The 21,017-nt window shown below is 43.8% G+C and carries 23 protein-coding genes; 5 read left to right on the top strand and 18 right to left on the bottom strand.

The annotated features are described in order from the left end of the window. The first annotated feature begins 150 nt into the window (after window positions 1–150). Window positions 151–1,593, top strand: a complete 1,443-nt coding sequence (gene pyk / locus R7E47_RS07555) for a pyruvate kinase (RefSeq protein WP_005372972.1) — start codon at window positions 151–153, stop codon at window positions 1,591–1,593. Between the two features lie 108 nt (window positions 1,594–1,701). Here the strand turns inward: pyk and R7E47_RS07550 are convergent, their stop codons facing one another. Together R7E47_RS07550 and R7E47_RS07545 are read right to left on the bottom strand one after the other, a co-directional pair. Beyond that, window positions 1,702–2,853, bottom strand: a complete 1,152-nt coding sequence (locus R7E47_RS07550) for a patatin family protein (RefSeq protein WP_005372971.1) — start codon at window positions 2,851–2,853, stop codon at window positions 1,702–1,704. Between the two features lie 44 nt (window positions 2,854–2,897). Beyond that, a complete protein-coding gene (locus R7E47_RS07545; protein ID WP_005372970.1) occupies window positions 2,898–2,990 on the bottom strand; it encodes a YnhF family membrane protein in 93 nt (30 codons plus the stop codon). A gap of 127 nt (window positions 2,991–3,117) precedes the next feature. On the opposite strand from R7E47_RS07545, the gene R7E47_RS07540 reads away from it, so the two are divergent. From R7E47_RS07540 to R7E47_RS07530, 3 genes are all read left to right on the top strand, one after another. Next, a complete protein-coding gene (locus R7E47_RS07540; RefSeq protein ID WP_053349626.1) occupies window positions 3,118–3,708 on the top strand; it encodes an outer membrane protein in 591 nt (196 codons plus the stop codon). A 569-nt stretch (window positions 3,709–4,277) separates the two neighbouring features. Next, window positions 4,278–5,744: a sodium-dependent transporter gene (locus tag R7E47_RS07535; RefSeq protein ID WP_005372966.1), complete on the top strand. Its 1,467-nt coding sequence runs from the start codon at window positions 4,278–4,280 to the stop codon at window positions 5,742–5,744. Next, window positions 5,741–5,836 carry a MetS family NSS transporter small subunit gene (locus R7E47_RS07530; RefSeq protein ID WP_005372963.1) on the top strand — a complete coding sequence of 32 codons (96 nt, stop codon included), beginning with the start codon at window positions 5,741–5,743 and terminating at the stop codon, window positions 5,834–5,836. The genes R7E47_RS07535 and R7E47_RS07530 overlap by 4 nt, the downstream gene beginning before the upstream one ends. A gap of 63 nt (window positions 5,837–5,899) precedes the next feature. On the opposite strand, the gene R7E47_RS07525 is transcribed toward R7E47_RS07530, so the two are convergent. From R7E47_RS07525 to yceD, 15 genes are all read right to left on the bottom strand, one after another. Next, complete coding sequence (locus tag R7E47_RS07525) at window positions 5,900–6,301, bottom strand: hypothetical protein (RefSeq protein ID WP_053349624.1); 402 nt, start codon at window positions 6,299–6,301, stop codon at window positions 5,900–5,902. Window positions 6,302–6,514: 213 nt separating this feature from the next. Next, complete coding sequence (gene ptsG, locus R7E47_RS07520) at window positions 6,515–7,945, bottom strand: PTS glucose transporter subunit IIBC (protein WP_005372959.1); 1,431 nt, start codon at window positions 7,943–7,945, stop codon at window positions 6,515–6,517. A gap of 444 nt (window positions 7,946–8,389) precedes the next feature. Continuing rightward, a complete protein-coding gene (locus tag R7E47_RS07515) occupies window positions 8,390–9,157 on the bottom strand; it encodes a TatD family hydrolase (protein ID WP_005372957.1) in 768 nt (255 codons plus the stop codon). Continuing rightward, window positions 9,148–10,110 (bottom strand): DNA polymerase III subunit delta', encoded by a 963-nt coding sequence (locus R7E47_RS07510; protein ID WP_258483842.1) that lies wholly within the window; start codon window positions 10,108–10,110, stop codon window positions 9,148–9,150. Before R7E47_RS07510 ends, R7E47_RS07515 begins: the two co-directional genes overlap by 10 nt. A 24-nt stretch (window positions 10,111–10,134) precedes the next feature. Further along, window positions 10,135–10,767 (bottom strand): dTMP kinase, encoded by a 633-nt coding sequence (gene tmk, locus R7E47_RS07505; RefSeq protein WP_005387350.1) that lies wholly within the window; start codon window positions 10,765–10,767, stop codon window positions 10,135–10,137. Further along, window positions 10,764–11,780, bottom strand: a complete 1,017-nt coding sequence (mltG, locus tag R7E47_RS07500; protein ID WP_042523092.1) for an endolytic transglycosylase MltG — start codon at window positions 11,778–11,780, stop codon at window positions 10,764–10,766. The genes tmk and mltG overlap by 4 nt, the downstream gene beginning before the upstream one ends. Continuing rightward, window positions 11,777–12,592 (bottom strand): aminodeoxychorismate lyase, encoded by an 816-nt coding sequence (gene pabC, locus R7E47_RS07495; RefSeq protein ID WP_042523095.1) that lies wholly within the window; start codon window positions 12,590–12,592, stop codon window positions 11,777–11,779. The genes mltG and pabC overlap by 4 nt, the downstream gene beginning before the upstream one ends. A gap of 107 nt (window positions 12,593–12,699) precedes the next feature. Next, window positions 12,700–13,950 carry a beta-ketoacyl-ACP synthase II gene (gene fabF / locus R7E47_RS07490; RefSeq protein WP_005372948.1) on the bottom strand — a complete coding sequence of 417 codons (1,251 nt, stop codon included), beginning with the start codon at window positions 13,948–13,950 and terminating at the stop codon, window positions 12,700–12,702. A 93-nt stretch (window positions 13,951–14,043) separates the two neighbouring features. Then, the gene (gene acpP / locus R7E47_RS07485) at window positions 14,044–14,277 is read right to left on the bottom strand and encodes an acyl carrier protein (RefSeq protein ID WP_004406112.1); all 234 of its coding nucleotides are present in this window, start codon (window positions 14,275–14,277) and stop codon (window positions 14,044–14,046) included. Window positions 14,278–14,523: 246 nt separating this feature from the next. Continuing rightward, complete coding sequence (gene fabG, locus R7E47_RS07480; RefSeq protein ID WP_025767222.1) at window positions 14,524–15,258, bottom strand: 3-oxoacyl-ACP reductase FabG; 735 nt, start codon at window positions 15,256–15,258, stop codon at window positions 14,524–14,526. Between the two features lie 45 nt (window positions 15,259–15,303). Then, complete coding sequence (gene fabD / locus R7E47_RS07475; protein ID WP_005387313.1) at window positions 15,304–16,227, bottom strand: ACP S-malonyltransferase; 924 nt, start codon at window positions 16,225–16,227, stop codon at window positions 15,304–15,306. 75 nt (window positions 16,228–16,302) lie between these two features. Continuing rightward, window positions 16,303–17,253 (bottom strand): beta-ketoacyl-ACP synthase III, encoded by a 951-nt coding sequence (locus R7E47_RS07470; protein WP_017821385.1) that lies wholly within the window; start codon window positions 17,251–17,253, stop codon window positions 16,303–16,305. Window positions 17,254–17,258: 5 nt separating this feature from the next. Then, window positions 17,259–18,284: a phosphate acyltransferase PlsX gene (gene plsX / locus R7E47_RS07465; RefSeq protein WP_017633846.1), complete on the bottom strand. Its 1,026-nt coding sequence runs from the start codon at window positions 18,282–18,284 to the stop codon at window positions 17,259–17,261. Window positions 18,285–18,294: 10 nt separating this feature from the next. Continuing rightward, on the bottom strand, window positions 18,295–18,465 hold the full coding sequence (gene rpmF, locus R7E47_RS07460; RefSeq protein WP_005396978.1) for a 50S ribosomal protein L32: 171 nt from the start codon (window positions 18,463–18,465) through the stop codon (window positions 18,295–18,297). Between the two features lie 59 nt (window positions 18,466–18,524). Then, on the bottom strand, window positions 18,525–19,049 hold the full coding sequence (yceD, locus tag R7E47_RS07455) for a 23S rRNA accumulation protein YceD (protein ID WP_005387307.1): 525 nt from the start codon (window positions 19,047–19,049) through the stop codon (window positions 18,525–18,527). A gap of 149 nt (window positions 19,050–19,198) precedes the next feature. Here yceD and R7E47_RS07450 point away from each other — a divergent pair, with 149 nt between their 5' ends. After that, window positions 19,199–19,780: a Maf family protein gene (locus R7E47_RS07450; RefSeq protein ID WP_005380845.1), complete on the top strand. Its 582-nt coding sequence runs from the start codon at window positions 19,199–19,201 to the stop codon at window positions 19,778–19,780. 58 nt (window positions 19,781–19,838) lie between these two features. Here R7E47_RS07450 and rluC read toward each other — a convergent pair whose 3' ends face one another. Next, window positions 19,839–20,783 carry a 23S rRNA pseudouridine(955/2504/2580) synthase RluC gene (gene rluC / locus R7E47_RS07445; RefSeq protein WP_021033985.1) on the bottom strand — a complete coding sequence of 315 codons (945 nt, stop codon included), beginning with the start codon at window positions 20,781–20,783 and terminating at the stop codon, window positions 19,839–19,841. Between the last annotated feature and the right edge of the window lie 234 nt (window positions 20,784–21,017).

Below are 21,017 nucleotides of genomic sequence, written 5' to 3'. Positions count from 1 at the left end.
GGTTACTCTTAATGTAAACATTCTGTGCATATACTTATATTCAAATAGCTTTAAGGTGTGGGCTCAGCAACGAGGCTAACCTTGAGAGCGATTGCGTAAAGTAAGGATAGAGTTCAAGTTACCTTTACACACACATTCATCGGAGAATCTATGACTTCCAAATTAAGACGAACAAAAATTGTCACTACGCTGGGTCCTTCAACGGATAAGGACAATATACTTGAGGAGATCATCAAAGCCGGTGCAAACGTTGTCCGTATGAATTTTTCACATGGAACCAGTGAAGACCACATTCAACGTGCGAACAAAGTCCGTACCATTGCAGCAAGACTTGGGCGTCAGGTTGCAATTCTTGGTGACTTACAAGGCCCTAAAATCCGTGTATCAACGTTTAAAGACGGCCAAGTCATTTTGAATGTGGGCGATAAATTCACATTAGATAGTGATTTACCAAAAGGTGAAGGCAATCAAGAATCTGTAGGGTTAGATTATAAAGAACTACCGCAAGATGTTTCACCAAATGACATTTTATTACTCGATGATGGACGCGTTCAGCTGCAAGTTACCAAAGTAGAGGGTAATAAAGTTCATACCCGTGTGATTGTCGGTGGTCCACTGTCCAACAATAAAGGGATCAACAAAAAAGGCGGCGGATTGTCAGCCGATGCGCTCACAGAGAAAGATAAAGCCGACATTCTTACCGCCGCAGCAATTCAAGTAGACTACCTTGCTATTTCATTCCCGCGTAACGGCGAAGACATGCATTACGCTCGACGCTTAGCCAGAGATGCAGGCCTTGAAGCCATGTTAGTGGCTAAAGTCGAACGAGCAGAAACCGTCGCGACCAATGAGTCTATTGACGACATTATTCTCGCATCCGATGTGGTGATGGTTGCACGTGGTGACCTTGGTGTAGAAATCGGTGACCCTGAGCTCATAGGTGTCCAGAAAAAACTGATTCGCCGCGCACGCAGTTTAAACCGTATCGTGATTACTGCGACACAAATGATGGAGTCCATGATTACTAGCCCAATGCCAACGCGTGCTGAAGTGATGGATGTGGCCAATGCGGTTCTAGACGGCACTGACGCGGTGATGCTTTCTGGAGAGACCGCTGCAGGTAAATATCCTGTAGAAACGGTCAAATCCATGGCCGAAGTATGTGTGGGGGCAGAAAAAATGTCGGAGGCAAGTCTATCAACCTATCGCTTAGATAGAACCTTCGAAACCGCTGAAGAAACCATCGCAATGGCAACCATGTACTCTGCGAATCACATGGAAGGAATTAAAGCGATGATCTCGTTAACTGAGTCCGGCAGGACTGCGTTGATGATGTCTCGCTTAAGCTCTGGCTTGCCAATATTTGCCTTATCACGGAATGAATCGACACTAAATCGAGCAGCATTATACCGAGGCGTGACACCTGTATATTTCGAGTCAAAAAGTGATGCGGGTTTACCAACGGCTCAAGCAGCGATTACTAGCCTTAAAGAGCAAGGGTTCTTGCACAAAGGTGATTTAGTCATTATTACTCAAGGCGATGTAATGGATGTTGTTGGCTCAACCAACTGCATGCGCATTCTACAAGCGTAGTCGTTATACCTAACCGGAGTTAACCACAAGAACCCGCAAATAAGGCTCCGAAAATGGAGCCTTATTTATATGCTTTGTATATTGCGCACATCGTGAACGTAAGAAGGTTTATGCACTCTCTCTACCATCAATTTCAACATCCAGCTGGTCGTAGAGTTGAACTAGGTTAAACCCAGCTTGAAGCCCAAGTTGATAGTCATGCTCTAGTGACTCTTGGTCACTTAACAAAGAAGAAGAACGAAGTCCCTCTTTAGGCGCAACTTGTAAAATAAAAGTGTCGTCAGGTGGAGCAGATATAAAGGCCTGAGTGAGCTCAAATGTTTGATAATGAATCATCAGCATGTCGGCTAAACCTGAATCAAAATTCTCACCAATCAGATGACTTAAACGATACAAGTTATCGGCACCGAACAACCAACGGCCTCCATTTAACAGCATTTTCCCTGCAAGCTTCGATTGATGTGCTGCATTAATTTTTTGTTGGAAGAACGACGCCCAATCCAGCTTCCACTGATTCACTTTTTGCTGCCATGATTGCTGTACTGAGTTGATAGACTCCCGATACCATTCGACAGGCACATCCCCCACCTCACTTTGGGCTCTCGCTTCAATCTCTGAAAACGGCTCTGTGCGAATGACAATAATGTTGCGAGCATTCTGACGCCACGCTTCTTGTACAGGGATAGAGGCAGACACGCCGCCATCCACAAACTTATTGCCATTTACGTCGACAGGTCCGTGATATAACTTGGGAATCGCACATGTCGCTAGCATAGTGTTAAACCACGAGTCATCCAAGATTGGTAGATATTGATCTGATAGCGTCTCTATATTCGTTACCGCAGCAAACGCCCCTCGTTTTCCCAATGCACTGCGACCTAAATCAAGGTCAAGCTTGTATGGGAAATCTTGAATCCGTTCTAATGCCCACTCTAAACCTAAGTACTGCTGCTTTCGGATATAGCGAAACAGATTAAAAAATTCAGGAGACGTTGTCAGCTCGGTAATAAAAGCTTTGCCCATGCCATGTTGACGACACAAGTAAGAACATAAGTTAAGTGCTCCGGCAGAGGTGCCATAGAATTCATCGAAAGGATCGAAGTTGGAAAGTAAAAAGGCGTCTAAAACGCCAGCGGTAAAAATCCCTCTCTGCCCTCCTCCTTGCGTGACTAAAGCAGTTTTACCATGCCTAAAGTGCTCATAAACTTTTACATCAAGCTCTGCATGGCTTTCTGTGATTATACCGCTGTTACGTATCATAGGCTCACGCCGTTTTGTTAAAACGTTTGGTAAAAGTGGTTATCTTAAGCTGTTGTAATAGCAATGATGCCAAATGACAAAAGCACTGCAAAAACAGTCACCACAATGATTAATGCGGATTTTAGATCGTGTTCCATAAACACCTCCTTAATATGTAACAAATTAATAACACCGGTGTGAAATATGTTCAAGATTTGCTTAATTTAGTCGCGCAATTTTGACTAACCCATCACAATTAGCTTAGTCATAATAAGGAGATAGGGCATGAACCAAAAACTCAGCTGGCTAGTAGGAATCATGATGATGAGTACTGCTATCAATGCACAAGCGAATATCATCGTTACGCCATACATAGGCTATACAGGAGGCGGCCAAGTAGAGGATGAAAGTGGTAATACATACGCTCTCGACCCCGCAGTGAATTACGCTCTTTCAGTCGAGACTCCCTTAGAAAAAGGAAGGATCGGATTGTTTTACTCCAATCAATCGACGGAACTTGAAAAGCTGTCCAACTCGGCAGATATACATTATCTGCACTTCCAAAGCAGCATGTACTATCCTGTCGCAGAAAATTGGCAAACCTATATCGGTGTAGGTTTGGGCGCTTCTTATGCCGATGTGGATTGGGTAGACAAAAAATACGGATTTTCGGCTAGCGCTTTTGCAGGGCTGGAATATGAATTTTCAAAGAACTTTGCATTAACGGCCCAACTGAGATGGTTAGGAACGGTCGTTGATAACGATACATCTGGCGCCTGTACTCTACCTAATGACGGCTCAAACTGTATCATTAAGTTCGATACTGATTGGATGAACCAATTCCAATCAAATGTCGGTTTTAGTTTCCGCTTCTAATTTTTATGCATGTTCCTTTGTAGGACTCGTCACAAAGAACGCTGAACGAGTCCTGCACAGAGCCGATAAAGGATATCGTCTAAACACCATTGTTTGGCAAAGTAACGAAGCATCATCTAGATAGGTGCACAAAAGATAGCCGTACGCCCTAATTCATCAAAATAGTCTTAAACACCAAAGCAATTATTAGATCCCAGTTATTTATTCCAGACAAACAACCAACCACCCACACAAAACCACAATCAAACTCAAATTTAACAAGATTAAAACCAGACAACGCATCTGAATTAACATTTAGATTCTATTGCGCTAAGTATTATTAGAAGTTAGTCTGATCAGTGAAAACAGATAAATATTTCAGTTTTATCAAACACACATCAAAATTTTAAGATTAATAATCTACTTTCTCTTACAGTAGCCAGAATATAGCTCTATAAAATTATAAAAAGTTAGAATTAAGGATAGAAAAGCTGATGGATAACAGCGGTCCTTTCTTCCAACTGTTTGCGCAATTATTACTGTGTTACGTAGAGAGCTTCATTCCTCAGGGAGTCTTATAGGAGTCAAATATGAAGCGAGAACAATGGGGATCCCGGGCGGGATTCATCTTAGCAGCAGTTGGGTCTGCTATCGGTTTGGGAAACATTTGGCGTTTCCCATACATGGCCTATGAAAACGGTGGCGGCGCATTTTTTATTCCTTACATTTTTGCCATGATCACTGCCGGTATTCCATTTATGATCCTTGAGTTCAGTATGGGACAAAAATACCGAGGCTCGGCACCAAAAACACTAGCGAAAATTCATTCTAAATTTGAATGGCTTGGCTGGTTCCAAGTTGGTGTGGCTGCAGTTATTGCCGTTTACTATGTGGCTGTTATCGGTTGGTCGATTTCTTACTTTGGGTTGTCGTTCACTCAAGGTTGGGGAACCGATACCAACGCATTTTTCTTTAGTGAATACCTAAAGCTAGGTGACAACTCACCAACAGACTTAGGCAGTATTCAATGGAAGATTGCTTTATCCATGGTAATTGCTTGGGCAATTACTTACACCGCTATTGCCAAAGGCGTGAAATCAGGAATTGAACGAGCATCTAAAATTATGATGCCAATCCTATTCTTGATGGTGATTTTCTTAATCGGACGTATGATTTTCTTGCCAGGAGCTCTAGATGGCGTGAACTACATGTTCGAACCCGATTTCAGCAAAATTTGGGATGTGAAAGTATGGGCAGCGGCATATGGTCAGATCTTCTTTACGTTAAGTATCGGCTTCGCCATTATGCTAGCTTACTCTAGCTACCTACCAGAAAAGTCGGACATAACGAATAACGCGTTTATGACCGTGTTGATCAACTGTGGCTTCTCGATCCTAGCCGGCATCATGATCTTCTCAGTATTGGGTTACATGGCTCAAGAGCAAGGTAAGCCGTTAACAGAGGTGGTATCTGCAGGCGTTGGCTTGGCTTTTGTTACTTTACCTGCGGCAATTAACCTACTACCTGCCCCATATATTCTTGGTCCACTGTTCTTCTTTGCACTGGTGGTTGCTGGTCTAAGTTCGCATATTTCAATTATGGAAGCCGTAACTTCAGCCATTATCGACAAGCTGAAGTGGAGCCGTAAAAAAGCTGCAAATGTTGTGATTGGTATTGGCTTCGTTGTCTCTATGGCGTTTGCTACCAATGGCGGTCTGCTGCTACTCGATCTAGTAGACCACTTTGCAAACAACGTTGGCATCATGGTTGGTGGTCTGGTTGAGATTGTCTTGATGGCGTGGCTATTGAAGCGCGTGCCAGAAGTACGTAATTACGTTAACGAGCGCTCTGATTTCTCTGTTGGTCAATGGTTCGAGATCTGCTTACGCTTCGTTACACCAATCATGCTCGCCATTATCTTAGCGACCAAGCTATACGCCCTAATTACTGAAGGCTACGGTGGCTATGATCTAACTTTAGGCTGGGCACTTATCGCCGCACTCTTTATCTTTGGTCTAGTGATCAACGCAGTGAACCGCAAGGAGACAGCAAAATGACAATCAGCGCAATTATTATGATGGTTATTGGTTTAGGTATCACTTGGGGCGGCGCTGCCGTTTGCATCAAGCGAGCCATGGATAAACAATAACAGTATTGCATTCCAAACAAAAAACGCCGGTATTTACCGGCGTTTTTTTATGTTTCTTTTATTCTAGAAACTGTACTTGATGCCAACGGCGCCGCCAAGTTGCAAGTCAGCACCTTTGTAAAGATCTAGCTCTGGGTGTATTTGACCATAAAGGTCCCAGCCGCGTGATAAATCCCAGTTCACGCCAAGTGGTACTCTCACACCAAACTCGTCATCCCATTCATACCAGCCACCAACGCCGACATACCAAGTCACAGGCATGTTTTGATCGAATGTTCCACGCTTAGCGATGTAATCAAACGCCATACCATCGTTTCCGATAATGCCACGATATTTGTTATCTAACTCTACAACAACACTTAATTGTTGATCGACAGCCATACCAACTGATAGATCCGTTGGTTCGCTTGCCGCCATTGCCGTACTAGAAACTAGTCCCAAAAATAAAATGAATTTGTTCTTCATACACGTTATCAATTATTCAAAAAAACATTATTCGCTATTCAAACATAATGGCGTATCAATATGTCAACGATGGGTAAGCTCGATGTATGAAAAAGCTGACAAAAGTAAAGATGAGTTTAGGATCACACTAAAAAAGGAACTGTCAGTTAATAAAATAGGAACTAAAAAAGGAGGCCGAAGCCTCCTTTTATGCATTACTATGAATGACTGCGATTAACCGTGGTTACGAATCCACTCATCCATTTCAGTTTTTAGGTTATCAGACTTAGTACCGAAGATAGCCTGTACACCACCAGCTACAACTACAACACCAGCAGCGCCTAGTTGTTTTAGCTTGTCTTGGTCAACAGCTGCTGTATCTGCAACTGCTACACGTAGACGTGTGATACATGCATCTAGACCAGTAATGTTAGCTTTACCGCCAAACGCTGCAACCAGTTCACCGCCCATATCAGAGCCAGAAGTTACAGCTGCACTTTCCGTTTCATCTTCACGGCCAGGTGTTTTTAGGTCAAGCGCTGTGATTACACCACGGAACACTACGTAGTAAATTACTGCGTAAACTAGACCAACGGCAATCATTAGCACCATCTTCTGAGCGTTACCAGATAGAACTAGGAAGTCGATCAGACCGTGAGAGAAAGAAGTACCGTGTACAAAGCCTAGAGTGTTCGAAACGATGTATGCAGAACCAGCTAGTAGAGCGTGGATACCGTATAGTAGTGGAGCAACGAATAGGAATGAGAATTCGATTGGCTCAGTAATACCAGTTAGGAATGAAGTCAGTGCAGCTGACGCCATGATACCCATTACTTTTGCACGGTTTTCTGGTTTAGCACAATGAGCAATTGCGATTGCTGCAGCTGGTAGACCGAACATCTTGAACATGTAACCACCCGCTAGCTGACCGAAGCCATTACCAGCAGCACGAGATGCTTCATCAGCAACTAGGTAACAAGTTAGTACACCATTTTGAGCTTCACCGGCAGCGTTAACACAAGAACCTGCTTCGAAGAAGAACGGTACGTTCCATACGTGGTGTAGACCGAATGGGATTAGAGAACGCTCAACAACACCGTAGATACCGAATGCTAGCTGTGGGTTTTGGTGTGCAGCCCAATCAGAGAATGCAGAAATTGCACCGCCAATTGGTGGCCAGATAACAGATAGGATAACACCTAGGATGATCGCAGCAAAACCAGTGATGATTGGCACTGCGCGCTTACCAGCGAAGAAGCCAAGGTACTCTGGAAGTTGGATTTTGAAGAAACGGTTGAATGCCCAAGCAGCCACACCACCGACAAGGATACCACCTAGTACACCTGTATCGATTTTCTCAACACCCATAACGCCCGCCATTACACCTAGCGTTGCCGTCATGATGCCGTAACCAACGATAGCTGCAAGACCTGCAACACCGTCGTTGTTAGTGAAGCCTAGCGCTACACCTACTGCAAATAGAAGTGCCATTTGGCCGAATACTGAACCACCAGCTTGTTCCATAAGATTAGAAACGATCTCTGGAATAAAGCTTAGATGGGCAGCACCCACACCTAATAAAATACCTGCAACTGGTAAAACTGATACTGGAAGCATCAGAGCCTTACCAACTTTTTGCAGGTTAGCAAAAAGGTTCTTAAACATGTTTATGCTCCTGATAAATTTATAAGTATTATTTGGGCACTAACGGCACACCCCCGTAGCCTAAAGGTTAGCACCCAATGAAAATGTAACCACAACTGCATTATATTTTCCGGCTCTAAATATATATTGATGACCCTCAAACTTTCCACACAGTTACGAAATTTAGTTTCAAAACAAGTCTTGGATCACACCCAAAAACAGCCGATGAAAAGGTTTGCATTGCACTTATACTACTGTTTTATAAGGAATTAATTATTTATATAATTAATTTTAAGGCGTAAATAAAATACGCCTCAATGTTATTTTTAGTAACAAAATTACATTTGTGATTTTTGAATGTTATTAAATCAACATTTTTAGTAAACATTAAACTCGTGAGCGTATCTGTTGTTTTTATCAACAAAAAAGGAGCCTAAGCTCCTTTTTTATGCTCTTATTATTTTTTCATCGCAAAAAAAGATTTCGGAAGTTTTCGGTGGTTTTTTGTGCCACTTCAGAAAGAGAGCACGATTTGAGTTGCGCAATATAAGAAGCGACTTCGACAACGTAAGCGGGTTGATTCTCTTTGCCACGATGAGGGACAGGAGCCAAGTAAGGAGAATCTGTCTCAATAAGAAGCTTCTCTAAAGGTAGAGTCTTCACCACTTCTTTTAACTCTGTAGCTTGACGGAAAGTAACAATCCCCGAGATAGAAATATAAAACCCCAGCTCCAGTGCAGCTTCAGCAAACGGAAGATCTTCTGTAAAACAGTGGATAACACCACCACATTTCTCTGCCCCACCCTTACGCAAAATATCTAGAGTATCCGCACGTGCGTTTCTGGTATGGATAATTAAAGGTTTGTTGAGCTCCACTGCAAGATCAACGTGTTGCTCAAAGCGCTCTTTCTGTAACGCGGCCGTTTCGGGCTTGTAATGATAATCTAAACCCGTTTCGCCAATAGCGACGACTTTTGCATTTGACGCATGGTGGCGCAATACGTCCATCGAAAAGTCGCTTTCAACATCAAGTGGATGCACACCGCACGAAGCATAAACATTGTCATAAGGCTCGATCATTTCCATCATTTTCGGGAAAGAATCCAGCGTTACTCCAACAGAAAGTAGTTCAGTTACGTTTGCTTGTTTAGCTTTGTTAATAACGTCTTCCACATTGATGTGGAGATCGTCGTAATTCAATTTGTCTAAATGACAATGAGAATCTACGAACATAATGCCTCTCGTGATTCAATTAACCAATTCATTGATAGTAGCTCAAGGTTCAGGCCAGGAAAGGCTTGCACCTGAGCTTTCAGGTTCATCAGCGCCTTCGCTGATGAGTACAAACCGTTATAGTTGTCCGGTTGAAACTTTGTCGCGCCCGGAAGCATTTGAGCTTCTGATACACCAAACTGCGCTTTCTGAGCATCTGTCAGTAAATACCATGCCCAGTCTAGTGATTGCTCTGAGTGTTTAGCGATTAAAGAAGCACACTCAGAAACGTCTGAAACAGGCGAAGACATTGCCTTAATAAAACTGCGTTCAAAAGCCAAGTAAGCTTCGAGCTCACCATTATTTAACGCATCCAATGTTTTTATTGGAGAGCCCATATTCAGTTTTAAGGCATAAGCAGGAACTTGCTTCGCCCCTTGTTCGTGCATCCATTGCATCGCTTGTTCCGCTGACGGAGGCGCAACAACCCAGTGTTGGCAACGGCTACGAATCGTTGGGAGCAGACGCTCCTGATTGTGGGTAAAGAGCAAAAACAAGCACTTTGCCCCAGGCTCTTCTAGCGTCTTTAACAGCGCATTCGATGCCGACTCGTTCATAGAGTCCGCCGGCTCTATTACAAATAGGCGGTAACCATTAAGCTGAGATGATTCCTGAGCAAGACGGTTACAAGCGCGAATTTGGTCCACCGTTATCGCCTTTCCTTCTTTCTCTGGCTTGATCCAGTGTAAATCAGGGTGGTTTTGAGATTGATTTAGCTGGCAGCTATGACAAAAACCGCATGCTTCACTCGCGTAATTTTGGCAAAGAAGTGCTTGGCTAAAAAACTCGATAAGTTTTTCGATGCCCAAGCCCTGCTCGCTTTGTAATAAAAGCGCACCTGGTATTCTGTCCGACTCTAACCCTACTTTGAGGTTATCCCATATTGGCTGTAGCCATGGATAATCATTTAACATGAGTCACCTAAATTTACGTTTCACTTATTGACGAGCTAGCCACTCGTTTAGAGCGTCCCGAATATCACGCGACACGCCTTCAATCGTCTGTTCTGCGTTAATGATAACGATGGAAGGATCGGCATGAGCAATCTCCAAATAACGCTCACGTGTACGCTCGAAGAAACTAATATCCATCTTCTCTATACGATCTAACTCACCACGCCCACGTGCACGCTCAAGCCCAACACGAGGGTCAATATCCATATAGAGAGTGAGAGCAGGTTTAAAATCACCAAGCGTTGTATCCCGGAGATTTTTCATTAACGATGCGTCAATCTGACGGCCACCACCTTGATAAGCTTGCGACGACATATCGTGTCGGTCACCAACCACCCACTGACCGTTTTCCAAAGCTGGTTTGATCACGTTCTCAACCAACTGAACACGTGCAGCGTACAGAAGAAGCAACTCCGTCATGTCCTTAAGTTCTTCGCCTTCGTGCTCTTCTTTCACCAGAGCGCGCATTTTTTCTGCTAGCGGTGTGCCTCCTGGCTCACGGGTATTTACGATATCCTCAATACCTGCCGCTTTTAGCGTATCTAAAACGGTTTTAATCGCAGTGCTTTTACCCGCGCCTTCTAGGCCTTCAACGACAATAAAGTTTGCTTTCATCATTTGTTCTTTCTTAGTTCTCTTAAATAGGCACGAACAGCACGGTTGTGCTCAGCAAGGGATTTCGAAAATACATGTCCGCCCTTTCCACTTGCTACAAAATATAAATAGTTGCTGCTTTCTGGATTCAAAGCCGCTTCAATGGAAGCTTCACCAGCCATCGCAATCGGTGTTGGTGGCAAACCATTGATGGTATAGGTGTTATATGGTGTCGGCGTACGCAAATCTTTCTTACGAATGTTGCCATCGTAGGCGTCACCCATACCATAAATAACTGTCGGATCAGTTTGTAACCGCATGCGTTTGTTCAATCGGTTGATAAACACAGAAGCGACGCGCTCACGCTCAGAATCAATAGCCGTCTCTTTCTCGATGATAGACGCGAGAATCAAGGCTTCATATTTGTCCTGTAATGGCAGCTTTTCTTGACGCGCTTCCCAGTTAGCATCCAGTATTTTATTGAGTTTTCGATGCGCTCGTTTTAATAACTGGCTTTCACTCGCACCCGCTGTGTAATGGTAGGTTTCTGCTAAAAACAACCCTTCTAGCTTTTCTCTCTCAATTCCGAGCTTCGCAGCCATTTCTTTTTCTGAAAGATCGGTTAAATCATGCTTTAAATAAGGAGCACTTTTTAGTTGATCTACCCATTCAGAAAAGCGGCTGCCTTCAACAAAAGTGATCGCAAACTGGTATTCTTTTCCAGTATTCAGATGCTCCAATGTTTGCGAAAGTGACATACCAGGCTCAAGTTGGTAAGTACCCGCTCGCACTTGCAACAATTCTGGATATAAGTGAGGAATTAAACGGATGTACTCCGATGTTTCAATCACCTCACCTTCAACTAAGGCGCGCATGACATGATGAAAGCTTGTACCACTTTCTACAGTAAACAGCTGAGGTTGTTCCAATAGAATAGGCTTTTCAACGTATTGTTTAGCCTGTGAAATTATATAAAAAACAGCTGCTGCGCCTATCACTGCGATCAGCACAACAAAAGCCAACAGTTTTTTAATCACGTAGTTAAATTCCCTTGCAGTCGTTGAGTCAATTTTCCTATCGGAAATATAGTCTTAGAGTTCGATGTCACTATGCTGCGAATAGGTGCGACACCTAATATTGAGTTACACATGAAAGCCTCGTCAGCACTCAGCAAATCTGGAAGTATAAAACGCCCCTCGATGACTTCAATATGACTTACTTTAAGTAACTCAAGCACCTTACGACGCATTACGCCCGTAACGCCTGATAAGGTCAGCTCCGGCGTAAATACTTTATTACCTTTAACCCAAAAAAGGTTGGCCATTGTAGTTTCAATGACATGGTTTTGCACATTTAACGTTATTGCATCTGCAAACTCTGTATTGTCGATTTCAGCCTTGGCGAGAATCTGCTCTAAACGGTTGTTGTGCTTATGTCCCGCAAGTAAAGGTTGAATCCCTAGACGAGTATTACAAACGCCCAAGTCCACACCTTGTTCTTGCCAAGATGAATAATGAGAAGGAAATGCAAAATTGGAAATCGTCACGATAGGGCCTTTAATCCCATTAGGGCTATACCCTCGCCCGCCAATACCGCGGCTAACGTGAATCTTCACCCCCGCTCGTGCGTCAGATAAAACCGCTTTGCTTGCCCAACCATGCACAACTTTCCAGTCAGGTGAAGAGATCTTCAAAGCGTCAAGGCAAGCACTCATGCGCTCAGTATGCTCCTGCCAGTAAACCAACTCTCCATTTTGGGTCAGGATGGTGGTAAAGCCTCCATCACCGTATTGGAATGAGCGATCACCTAGCTCTACATGCGTTTGCGGAACTCCATTTACCCAAAACATTCACGTACCTTCAAATTAGCAGACAACAAATAAAACAAAACGGCTCAATGCTAAGCATCGAGCCGTTAGAATACAAGTTTCGCTTATCTAAATAAGGTTAGATAGTGTTACTCAGCGAACTTTTTGAAGATCAAAGAACCGTTTGTACCACCAAAGCCAAACGAGTTACAGATAGCGTATTCCATACCTTCAACTTTGCGCGCAGTGTGCGGCACAAGGTCGATGTCTAGACCTTCTTCTGGATCATCAAGGTTAATCGTTGGTGGAACGATTTGGTCAACCAAAGACATAACCGTGATAATTGCTTCAACAGAGCCTGCTGCACCTAATAGGTGACCAGTCATAGACTTAGTTGATGATACAAGTACTTGCTTCGCACCTTCTTCACCAAGAGCACGTTTCACGCCCTTGATTTCTGCAACGTCGCCAGCAGGAGTAGATGTACCGTGAGCATTCACATAACCTACTTGGGTACCTGTGATGTTCGCGTCACGCATTGCCGCTTCCATCGCAAGTGCACCACCAGAGCCATCTTCGCTTGGAGAAGTCATGTGGTAAGCATCACCAGACATACCAAAACCAACCAGTTCTGCGTAAATCTTCGCGCCACGTGCTTTTGCGTGTTCGTACTCTTCAAGCACCATCATGCCAGCACCATCACCTAGAACAAAACCATCACGGCCTTTATCCCATGGGCGAGACGCTTTTTGAGGCTCTTCATTACGAGTAGATAGTGCTTTAGCTGCACCGAAGCCAGCCATGCCAAGAGGCGTAGAAGCTTTTTCTGCACCACCAGCAACCATCGCATCTGCATCGCCGTAGGCAATCATACGTGCTGCATGGCCGATATTATGCAGGCCAGTAGTACATGCGGTAGAAATCGCGATATTTGGACCACGGAGACCACGCATGATAGATAGGTTACCTGCAACCATGTTTACAATGGTCGAAGGAACAAAAAATGGGCTAACTTTGCGAGGGCCTTTGTCTACTAATGCAGTATGGCCAGTTTCGATAAGGTCAAGACCGCCAATGCCTGAGCCGATAGCAACACCAACTCGAGCCGCATTTTCTTCGGTAATTTGTAAGCCAGAGTTATCAAGAGCTTGAATACCCGCTGCAATGCCGTACTGGATGAAAAGGTCCATCTTACGAGCATCTTTTTTAGACATGTACTCTGTGCAATCGAAATCTTTAACAAGACCTGCAAAACGAGTTGAGAAGTTCGTAGTATCAAAGTGCTCGATATTTACGATACCACTTTGACCTTCTAGCAGGGCTTTCCAAGATGACTCTACTGTGTTGCCTACCGGTGACAACATACCCATGCCAGTGACAACTACACGACGCTTGGACACGATATAATTCTCCGGGAATTGAATATTTCTATGAGAGGATAGAAGAAGTTAGAAAGAACACAGGCGGTCTAGGAGACCGCCTGGGAGAGCTAATTACTGAGCGCTGTTTACGTAGTCGATTGCAGCTTGAACAGTAGTGATCTTCTCAGCTTCTTCGTCAGGAATCTCAGTGTCGAATTCCTCTTCTAGAGCCATAACTAGTTCTACAGTGTCTAGAGAATCAGCACCTAGATCATCAACGAAAGAAGCTTCGTTTTTAACTTCTGCTTCGTCTACACCTAGCTGTTCAACAATGATTTTCTTTACGCGTTCTTCGATGTTGCTCATTTTTCTTTTCCTTTACAGATTTCGCCTAATGCGATGATTCCGTAGTTTATTCGAACTATTGAAAGTTGCAAGGGGGTCCTTGCTGGTCAAACCACAAAATTAGCGAATTTAACCGAATTTCAATACATTTTTGACTTAAATCATGCACAAATCTTGCGCATAAGCATGACAAGTTCATGACAGTTAACTGCAACTATAGGCTATTTTTCACAATGTAAAATAGCTTATTTTGCATAAACTGTCGCATTAAACCATGTACATGCCACCATTTACATGCAAAGTTTCACCAGTAATGTACGCTGCTTCAGGAGAAGCAAGGAAAACTACTGCTGATGCAATTTCACGTGGGTCACCTAAACGACCTGCTGGCACGTTCGACAAAGTTGCCGCACGTTGGTCATCACTTAGCGCCTTAGTCATGTCAGTTTCGATGAAACCAGGAGCAACAGTGTTCACTGTTACACCACGAGACGCAACTTCACGAGCCATTGATTTAGTAAAACCAATCACGCCCGCTTTCGCTGCTGCGTAGTTAGTTTGACCAGCATTACCCATGGTACCAACAACAGAGCCTACGTTGATGATACGACCCGCACGTTTTTTCATCATACCTCGTAAAACCGCTTTAGACATGCGGTAGATAGGCGTTAGGTTGGTATCGATGATGTCGTTCCACTCATCATCTTTCATGCGCATCAATAGGTTGTCACGAGTAATACCAGCGTTATTCACCAGAATATCGATCACACCAAATTCTTCGTTGATCGTTTTTAATGTCGCTTCGATAGACTCGACATCAGTCACGTTAAGCGCTAAGCCTTTACCGTTATCACCAAGATACTCGCTGATAGCAGCCGCACCACTTTCAGAAGTAGCAGTACCGATAACCGTAGCACCTCGCTCGACAAGAAGTTCCGCGATCGCGCGGCCAATACCACGGCTTGCGCCGGTAACTAGCGCGATCTTACCTTCTAGATTCATCATGTTGTGTTTCCTTTTCTTATCGCAAATTTATCGCTTGATGGATTACTTCGCAGCGTCTAGCGATGCGATATCATTCACTGCTGCTGCAGTTAGCGTTTTCACGATACGTTTTGTTAGACCTGTTAAAACTTTACCAGGACCAAGCTCAAGAAGATTTTCTACGCCTTGTTCGTGCATCAGTTCAACTGTTTCAGTCCAACGAACTGGGCTATGTAGCTGACGAACAAGCGCATCTTTGATTTTTGCAGGATCTGTCTCAGCAACCACATCAACGTTGTTGATAACTGGCAGCTGTGGTGAGTTAAATTCGATAGACTCAAGAGCTACAGCAAGTTTTTCCGCTGCTGGCTTCATAAGTGCACAGTGTGAAGGTACTGAAACAGGAAGAGGAAGCGCACGCTTCGCACCAGCTTCTTTACATAGCGCACCAGCTCGCTCTACTGCGTCTTTGCTACCAGCGATAACGACTTGACCAGGCGAGTTAAAGTTTACTGGAGAGACCACTTCGCCTTGCGCTGCGTCTTCACACGCTTTTGCAATCGCATCATCAGCCAAACCGATAATCGCGTACATTGCGCCAGTACCAGCTGGTACTGCTTCTTGCATAAGTTGACCACGTAATTCAACCAGCTTGATGGCTTCTTTAAAGTCGATAACACCCGCACATACAAGTGCTGAGTACTCACCTAGGCTGTGACCGGCTAGGTTTGCTGGTTGCTCTAAGCCAAGTTCCTGCCATACACGCCAGATTGCAACAGATGAAGCTAGCAAAGCTGGTTGAGTACGGAAAGTCTCGTTTAAATCTTCTGCAGGTCCATTTTGAACAAGCGCCCATAGATCGTAACCTAGTGCGTCAGATGCTTCTGCAAATGTTTGTTTTACTACGTCATATTGTTCGCCTAGTTCTGCAAGCATACCTACAGCTTGAGAACCTTGACCTGGAAATACGATAGCAAACTTGCTCATGTTGTTTTCCTTTAAGCAAAGTAAAAAGAAATAAGATGCACCAAGTGCACCTTAAATTTTGAATTCTTGTGAAACTTAGAACTTCACAAGGGCCGAGCCCCAAGTGAATCCGCCGCCAAACGCTTCAAGAAGCAGAGTTTGACCGCGTTTAATACGACCATCACGTACCGCTTCATCTAGTGCTGTTGGCACCGTCGCAGCTGATGTGTTGCCGTGTTTATCAAGTGTAATCACGACTTGGTCTAGTGACATCGAAAGTTTCTTCGCTGTCGCTGAAATAATGCGGTAGTTCGCTTGGTGCGGCACTAGCCAGTCTAGTTCAGACTTATGCATGTTGTTGGCTTCAAGCGTATCTTTTACTAGTTTCGATAGCTGAGTTACAGCGACTTTGAATACTTCGTTCCCAGCCATATGAAGCCATTTATCCGCATCTTGCCCCCGCACAGGTACAGGTAGGCTTAGAAGCTCTCCGAATTGACCATCCGAGTATATGTGGGTAGAGATAATGCCAGGCTCTTGGCTAGCGCCTACGACAACGGCTCCGGCACCATCACCAAATAGGATAATGGTTGAACGGTCTGTCGGATCACACGTTTTAGACAAAGCATCTGAACCAATCACAAGTACGTTTTTGCACATACCAGATTTGATATGTTGGTCTGCAACAGATAATGCGTACACAAAACCAGAGCAAGCAGCGGCTAAGTCAAAAGCTGGACAACCTTTAATGCCAAGCTTTGCCTGCACCTGACACGCAGATGAAGGGAAAGTATGGCTACTGCTCGTTGTGGCTACGATAATCAGGTCGATATCGTTTTTATCAATACCCGCCATATCGATAGCGTTTTCAGCTGCGTAGAATGCCATGTCTGCTACAGTTTCGTTTTCTGCAGCAATTCGACGCTCTTTAATACCCGTGCGAGCAACGATCCACTCATCACTTGTATCTACCATTTTCTCTAGATCTGCGTTTGTACGCACCTGAGATGGCAGGTAGCTGCCAGTACCTAAAATTTTGCTATACATGAAGACTAATAATGCCTCTCGAGTAAAACCGCTTCCAAACGATCGCTAATACGGCTTGGTACTTGTCGTTTGACCTCGTGTACTGCCTCGCCAAGTGCATTGACAATCGCAGATACATCCGCACTTCCATGGCTTTTTATGACAATGCCGCGCAATCCTAGCAAACTTGCGCCGTTATACTGGTCGGGGTTCAGTGTTTTTAGTTCATTAAACAGCCTAGAAAACAACTTTCTAGCTATCCAACCCTTTATCGTTGATGCCATTATGCTGGTTTTAATTTTTTCGATAAAAAGTTGAGCTGTTCCCTCACTGGCTTTTAAGCATACGTTGCCGACAAATCCATCACAAACAATGACGTCCGCAACATCATGCAAAATTTGATTACCTTCAATATAACCGACAAAGTTAATCGCATCGGTCTGAGAAAGCATTTCTGCGCAACGTTTGACTAAATCGTTACCTTTAATCTCTTCTGCGCCAATATTGAGTACAGCAACGCGAGGAGGACGACCCAAGTGTTCTTCAGCTAATGCACTGCCCATTACAGCAAATTGGAACAAGCTATCAGCATCGCACGATACATTCGCCCCCAGATCCAGCATCCAAGTACGCTTTCCGGTAATCGTCGGTAAAGCGGAAACTAAAGCAGGACGTTCAATGCCAGGAAGTAACTTAAGAATGAAACGCGATAGTGCCATTAATGCACCGGTGTTGCCACCACTAACACAAGCATCCGCTTTCTGCTCAGAAACCAAATCGATAGCCATACGCATAGAACTATTTTGGCTATTACGTAACGCCAATGAAGGTTTTTCTGAGTTCGAGATAACTTTCTCGCTGTGAAGAATAGTCAAGCGGGAACTGGTCGAGGTACCGAGTTGAGATAATTGAGACGTGATCAGAGATTGATCACCAATAAGAATCACTTTTAGCTCTGGGAAATGAGACAGTGCCTGCACGGCGGCAGGCACTGTTACGCGTGGACCGAAATCCCCGCCCATTGCATCAAGTGCAACGGTAATACTTTGCAAAGGTTCAACCTTACTTGTTGATAACCTTTTGACCACGGTAGTAACCTTCAGCAGTTACGTTGTGGCGTAGGTGAGTTTCACCAGAAGTCGCGTCTACAGATAGAGCAGCTGTAGTTAGCGCATCGTGTGAACGACGCATACCGCGCTTAGAACGAGTTTTACGGTTTTTCTGTACGGCCATTGACCCTACTCCTATACTATTGGGTTAAAAACCTGAAGAAGAATCGGCTACCACACCTATTACTTTTTCAGACTTTTCAAAACGTCGAATGGATTCGGTTTTTCTTCCTCAATTTCTTCAGGAATCTCACCAAAAACCATGTTATTTGAATCAACGCTACAATCCGCTTCATCGTGCATCGCAATTTGAGGTAATGCTAAGATGAACTCGTCTTCAACAAGTTGTATGAGGTCTAATTCACCATATTCATTTAGATCTACCAAATCATAAATTTCTGGTGCTTCCTGTTCTGTTTTCTCACCGTAGTAAGGAGTAGAAAGGAATTCAACTTCGCACTCATGTGCGAATACCTCATTACAACGCTGACACTCTAAATCGACTTCGATGTTAGCTTTACCAGAGATAACAACGAGTCGCTGTTCATCCATCCCAAATGACAATGAGACTTCTGCGTCGCGTTTTACGCCTTCAGTTGTTTCCACTAAGCGCTTGAAAAGACTAGCTTGGATGATGCCATCGTAATCCAATCGTTTCTGTGCAGCTTTAGCTGGGTCAACCGTTCGCGGTATTTTTACCTTTTGCATAGGGCGCGAATATTATCTTCCAAATCAAAATTAGTCAAAGAAAAAGGCAAAAAAGTTGTACTTTTTTACGCTTAACATACAGAGCATTAGCCAGAATCATTTTTGATCTATTATCCTATTGGAAATGCTCCCACGAATTGTAATTCAAAATGAAAAATTACCAACTGGTTTTAGCCTCAACCTCCCCTTTTCGTAAACAACTGCTTGAAAAGCTCTCACTACCATTCGTTTGTTTATCACCTGATTGCGATGAAACACCTTTTGACCAAGAAACGCCAACTGAACTTGTGCAGAGACTGGCCCAAGAGAAAGCAATATCTTGCCAGACGGATAAAGCAAGTTTAGTTATCGGCAGTGACCAAGTTTGTGTCATTAATGGTGAAATCGTTGGCAAGCCTTTAAATAGAGATAACGCGATAAATCAACTTTTGGCTCAAAGTGGAAAAGTCATCACTTTCTATACTGGTCTTGCGGTACATAACACCGTGACAAACCATACAGAAGTCGGCTTTGATTCTTTCGAGGTGCACTTTAGAGATTTAACGCTTGAACAAATCGAACGCTACGTCGACAGGGAAGAACCTTTTTACTGCGCAGGCAGCTTTAAAAGCGAAGGCATGGGAATTTGTTTGTTTACGAAATTAGTTGGTAAAGACCCGAACACACTTGTCGGACTACCATTGATTGATTTGATTGATATGTTGCATGTTCAAGGACTCGATGTCCTTTAACCCAAATACGATAAAAGGGAGCCACAGGCTCCCTTTTGCATCCGCGAGGAAAACATGGTTACGCGTTTCTTAAACCCGCCAACACTTTTTCTAGTTTCGGTTCCATCGGTGCGTTGATTTCCATCCACTCATCATTTGATGGGTGTTGGAACTTGATGTTTGCCGCGTGTAGGAACAAACGATCTAAACCAACTTGACCTGTGTAAGCGTCAAAGCGACGATCACCGTAGCGATCATCCCAAGCGATTGGGTGACCAGTGTATTGCGTATGAACTCGTATTTGGTGAGTTCGACCAGTAATCGGACTCGCCTGAATCAATGTAGCTTGTTCGAACTTTTCCAAAATCTTAAAACGCGTTTCTGACGGCTTACCATTAGGGTTAACACGAACAATACTGTTCACTTCGTTTTTGAGCAGTGGCGCGTTCACAACCTTACAACTGCTTTTCCATTGCCCCATGACAAGAGCTAAGTAAAACTTCTTTACTGTCTTTTCACGAAACTGGGCTTGCAAGTGACGAAGTGCAGAACGCTTCTTAGCAACCAGCAAAATCCCTGAAGTATCACGGTCAATACGATGCACAAGTTCAAGAAAGCGAGCTTGAGGACGCAGAGCCCTAAGCGCTTCAATCGCACCAAACTTTAAACCACTGCCACCATGCACAGCGGTGCCAGATGGTTTGTTTAGAATCAACATATGGTCATCTTCGAAGATAATCATATTTTCCAACTCAGCGACTTTGTTAAGTTTCGTACTTGGTGCGACATCGTCATCTTTTTTCTCGACGGTCACCGGTGGAATACGAACGAGATCGCCTGCTTTTAACTTGTACTCTGCTTTTATACGCTTTTTATTTACGCGCACTTCGCCCTTACGCACAATTCGGTAAATCATGCTTTTAGGAATGTCTTTTAATTGGTTGCGCAAAAAATTATCAATGCGCTGACCCGCCATATCTTCGTCGATGTCGACGAACTGGACTTTTGTTCTTATTTCGTTCATGGGCGGTATTGTAAACTCAATTTCGTGCGACTTCACATTATTCTTGTCGTAAAAGAAACACTCGGTGGCACATACTGGTCTAAATTTCGCCAAGCTTTTGTTTAAATTATTAAAACTCTCAATCAAGTTCTCAATTTGTTTTCTGTCCTGAACAGTTTGCACATCTCAATTGCTTATGAAACAGCCAGTTATAAATTAGAAATTTTGAGTTTAGCGGCAAATTTTCTATCGTTT

Source organism: Vibrio sp. Vb1026 (assembly GCF_033338745.1).
In the GTDB taxonomy this organism is placed as follows: domain Bacteria; phylum Pseudomonadota; class Gammaproteobacteria; order Enterobacterales; family Vibrionaceae; genus Vibrio; species Vibrio alginolyticus.
The sequence above is the reverse complement of the archived record's forward strand: the minus strand, read 5'-3'. Positions and strand labels throughout refer to the sequence as shown.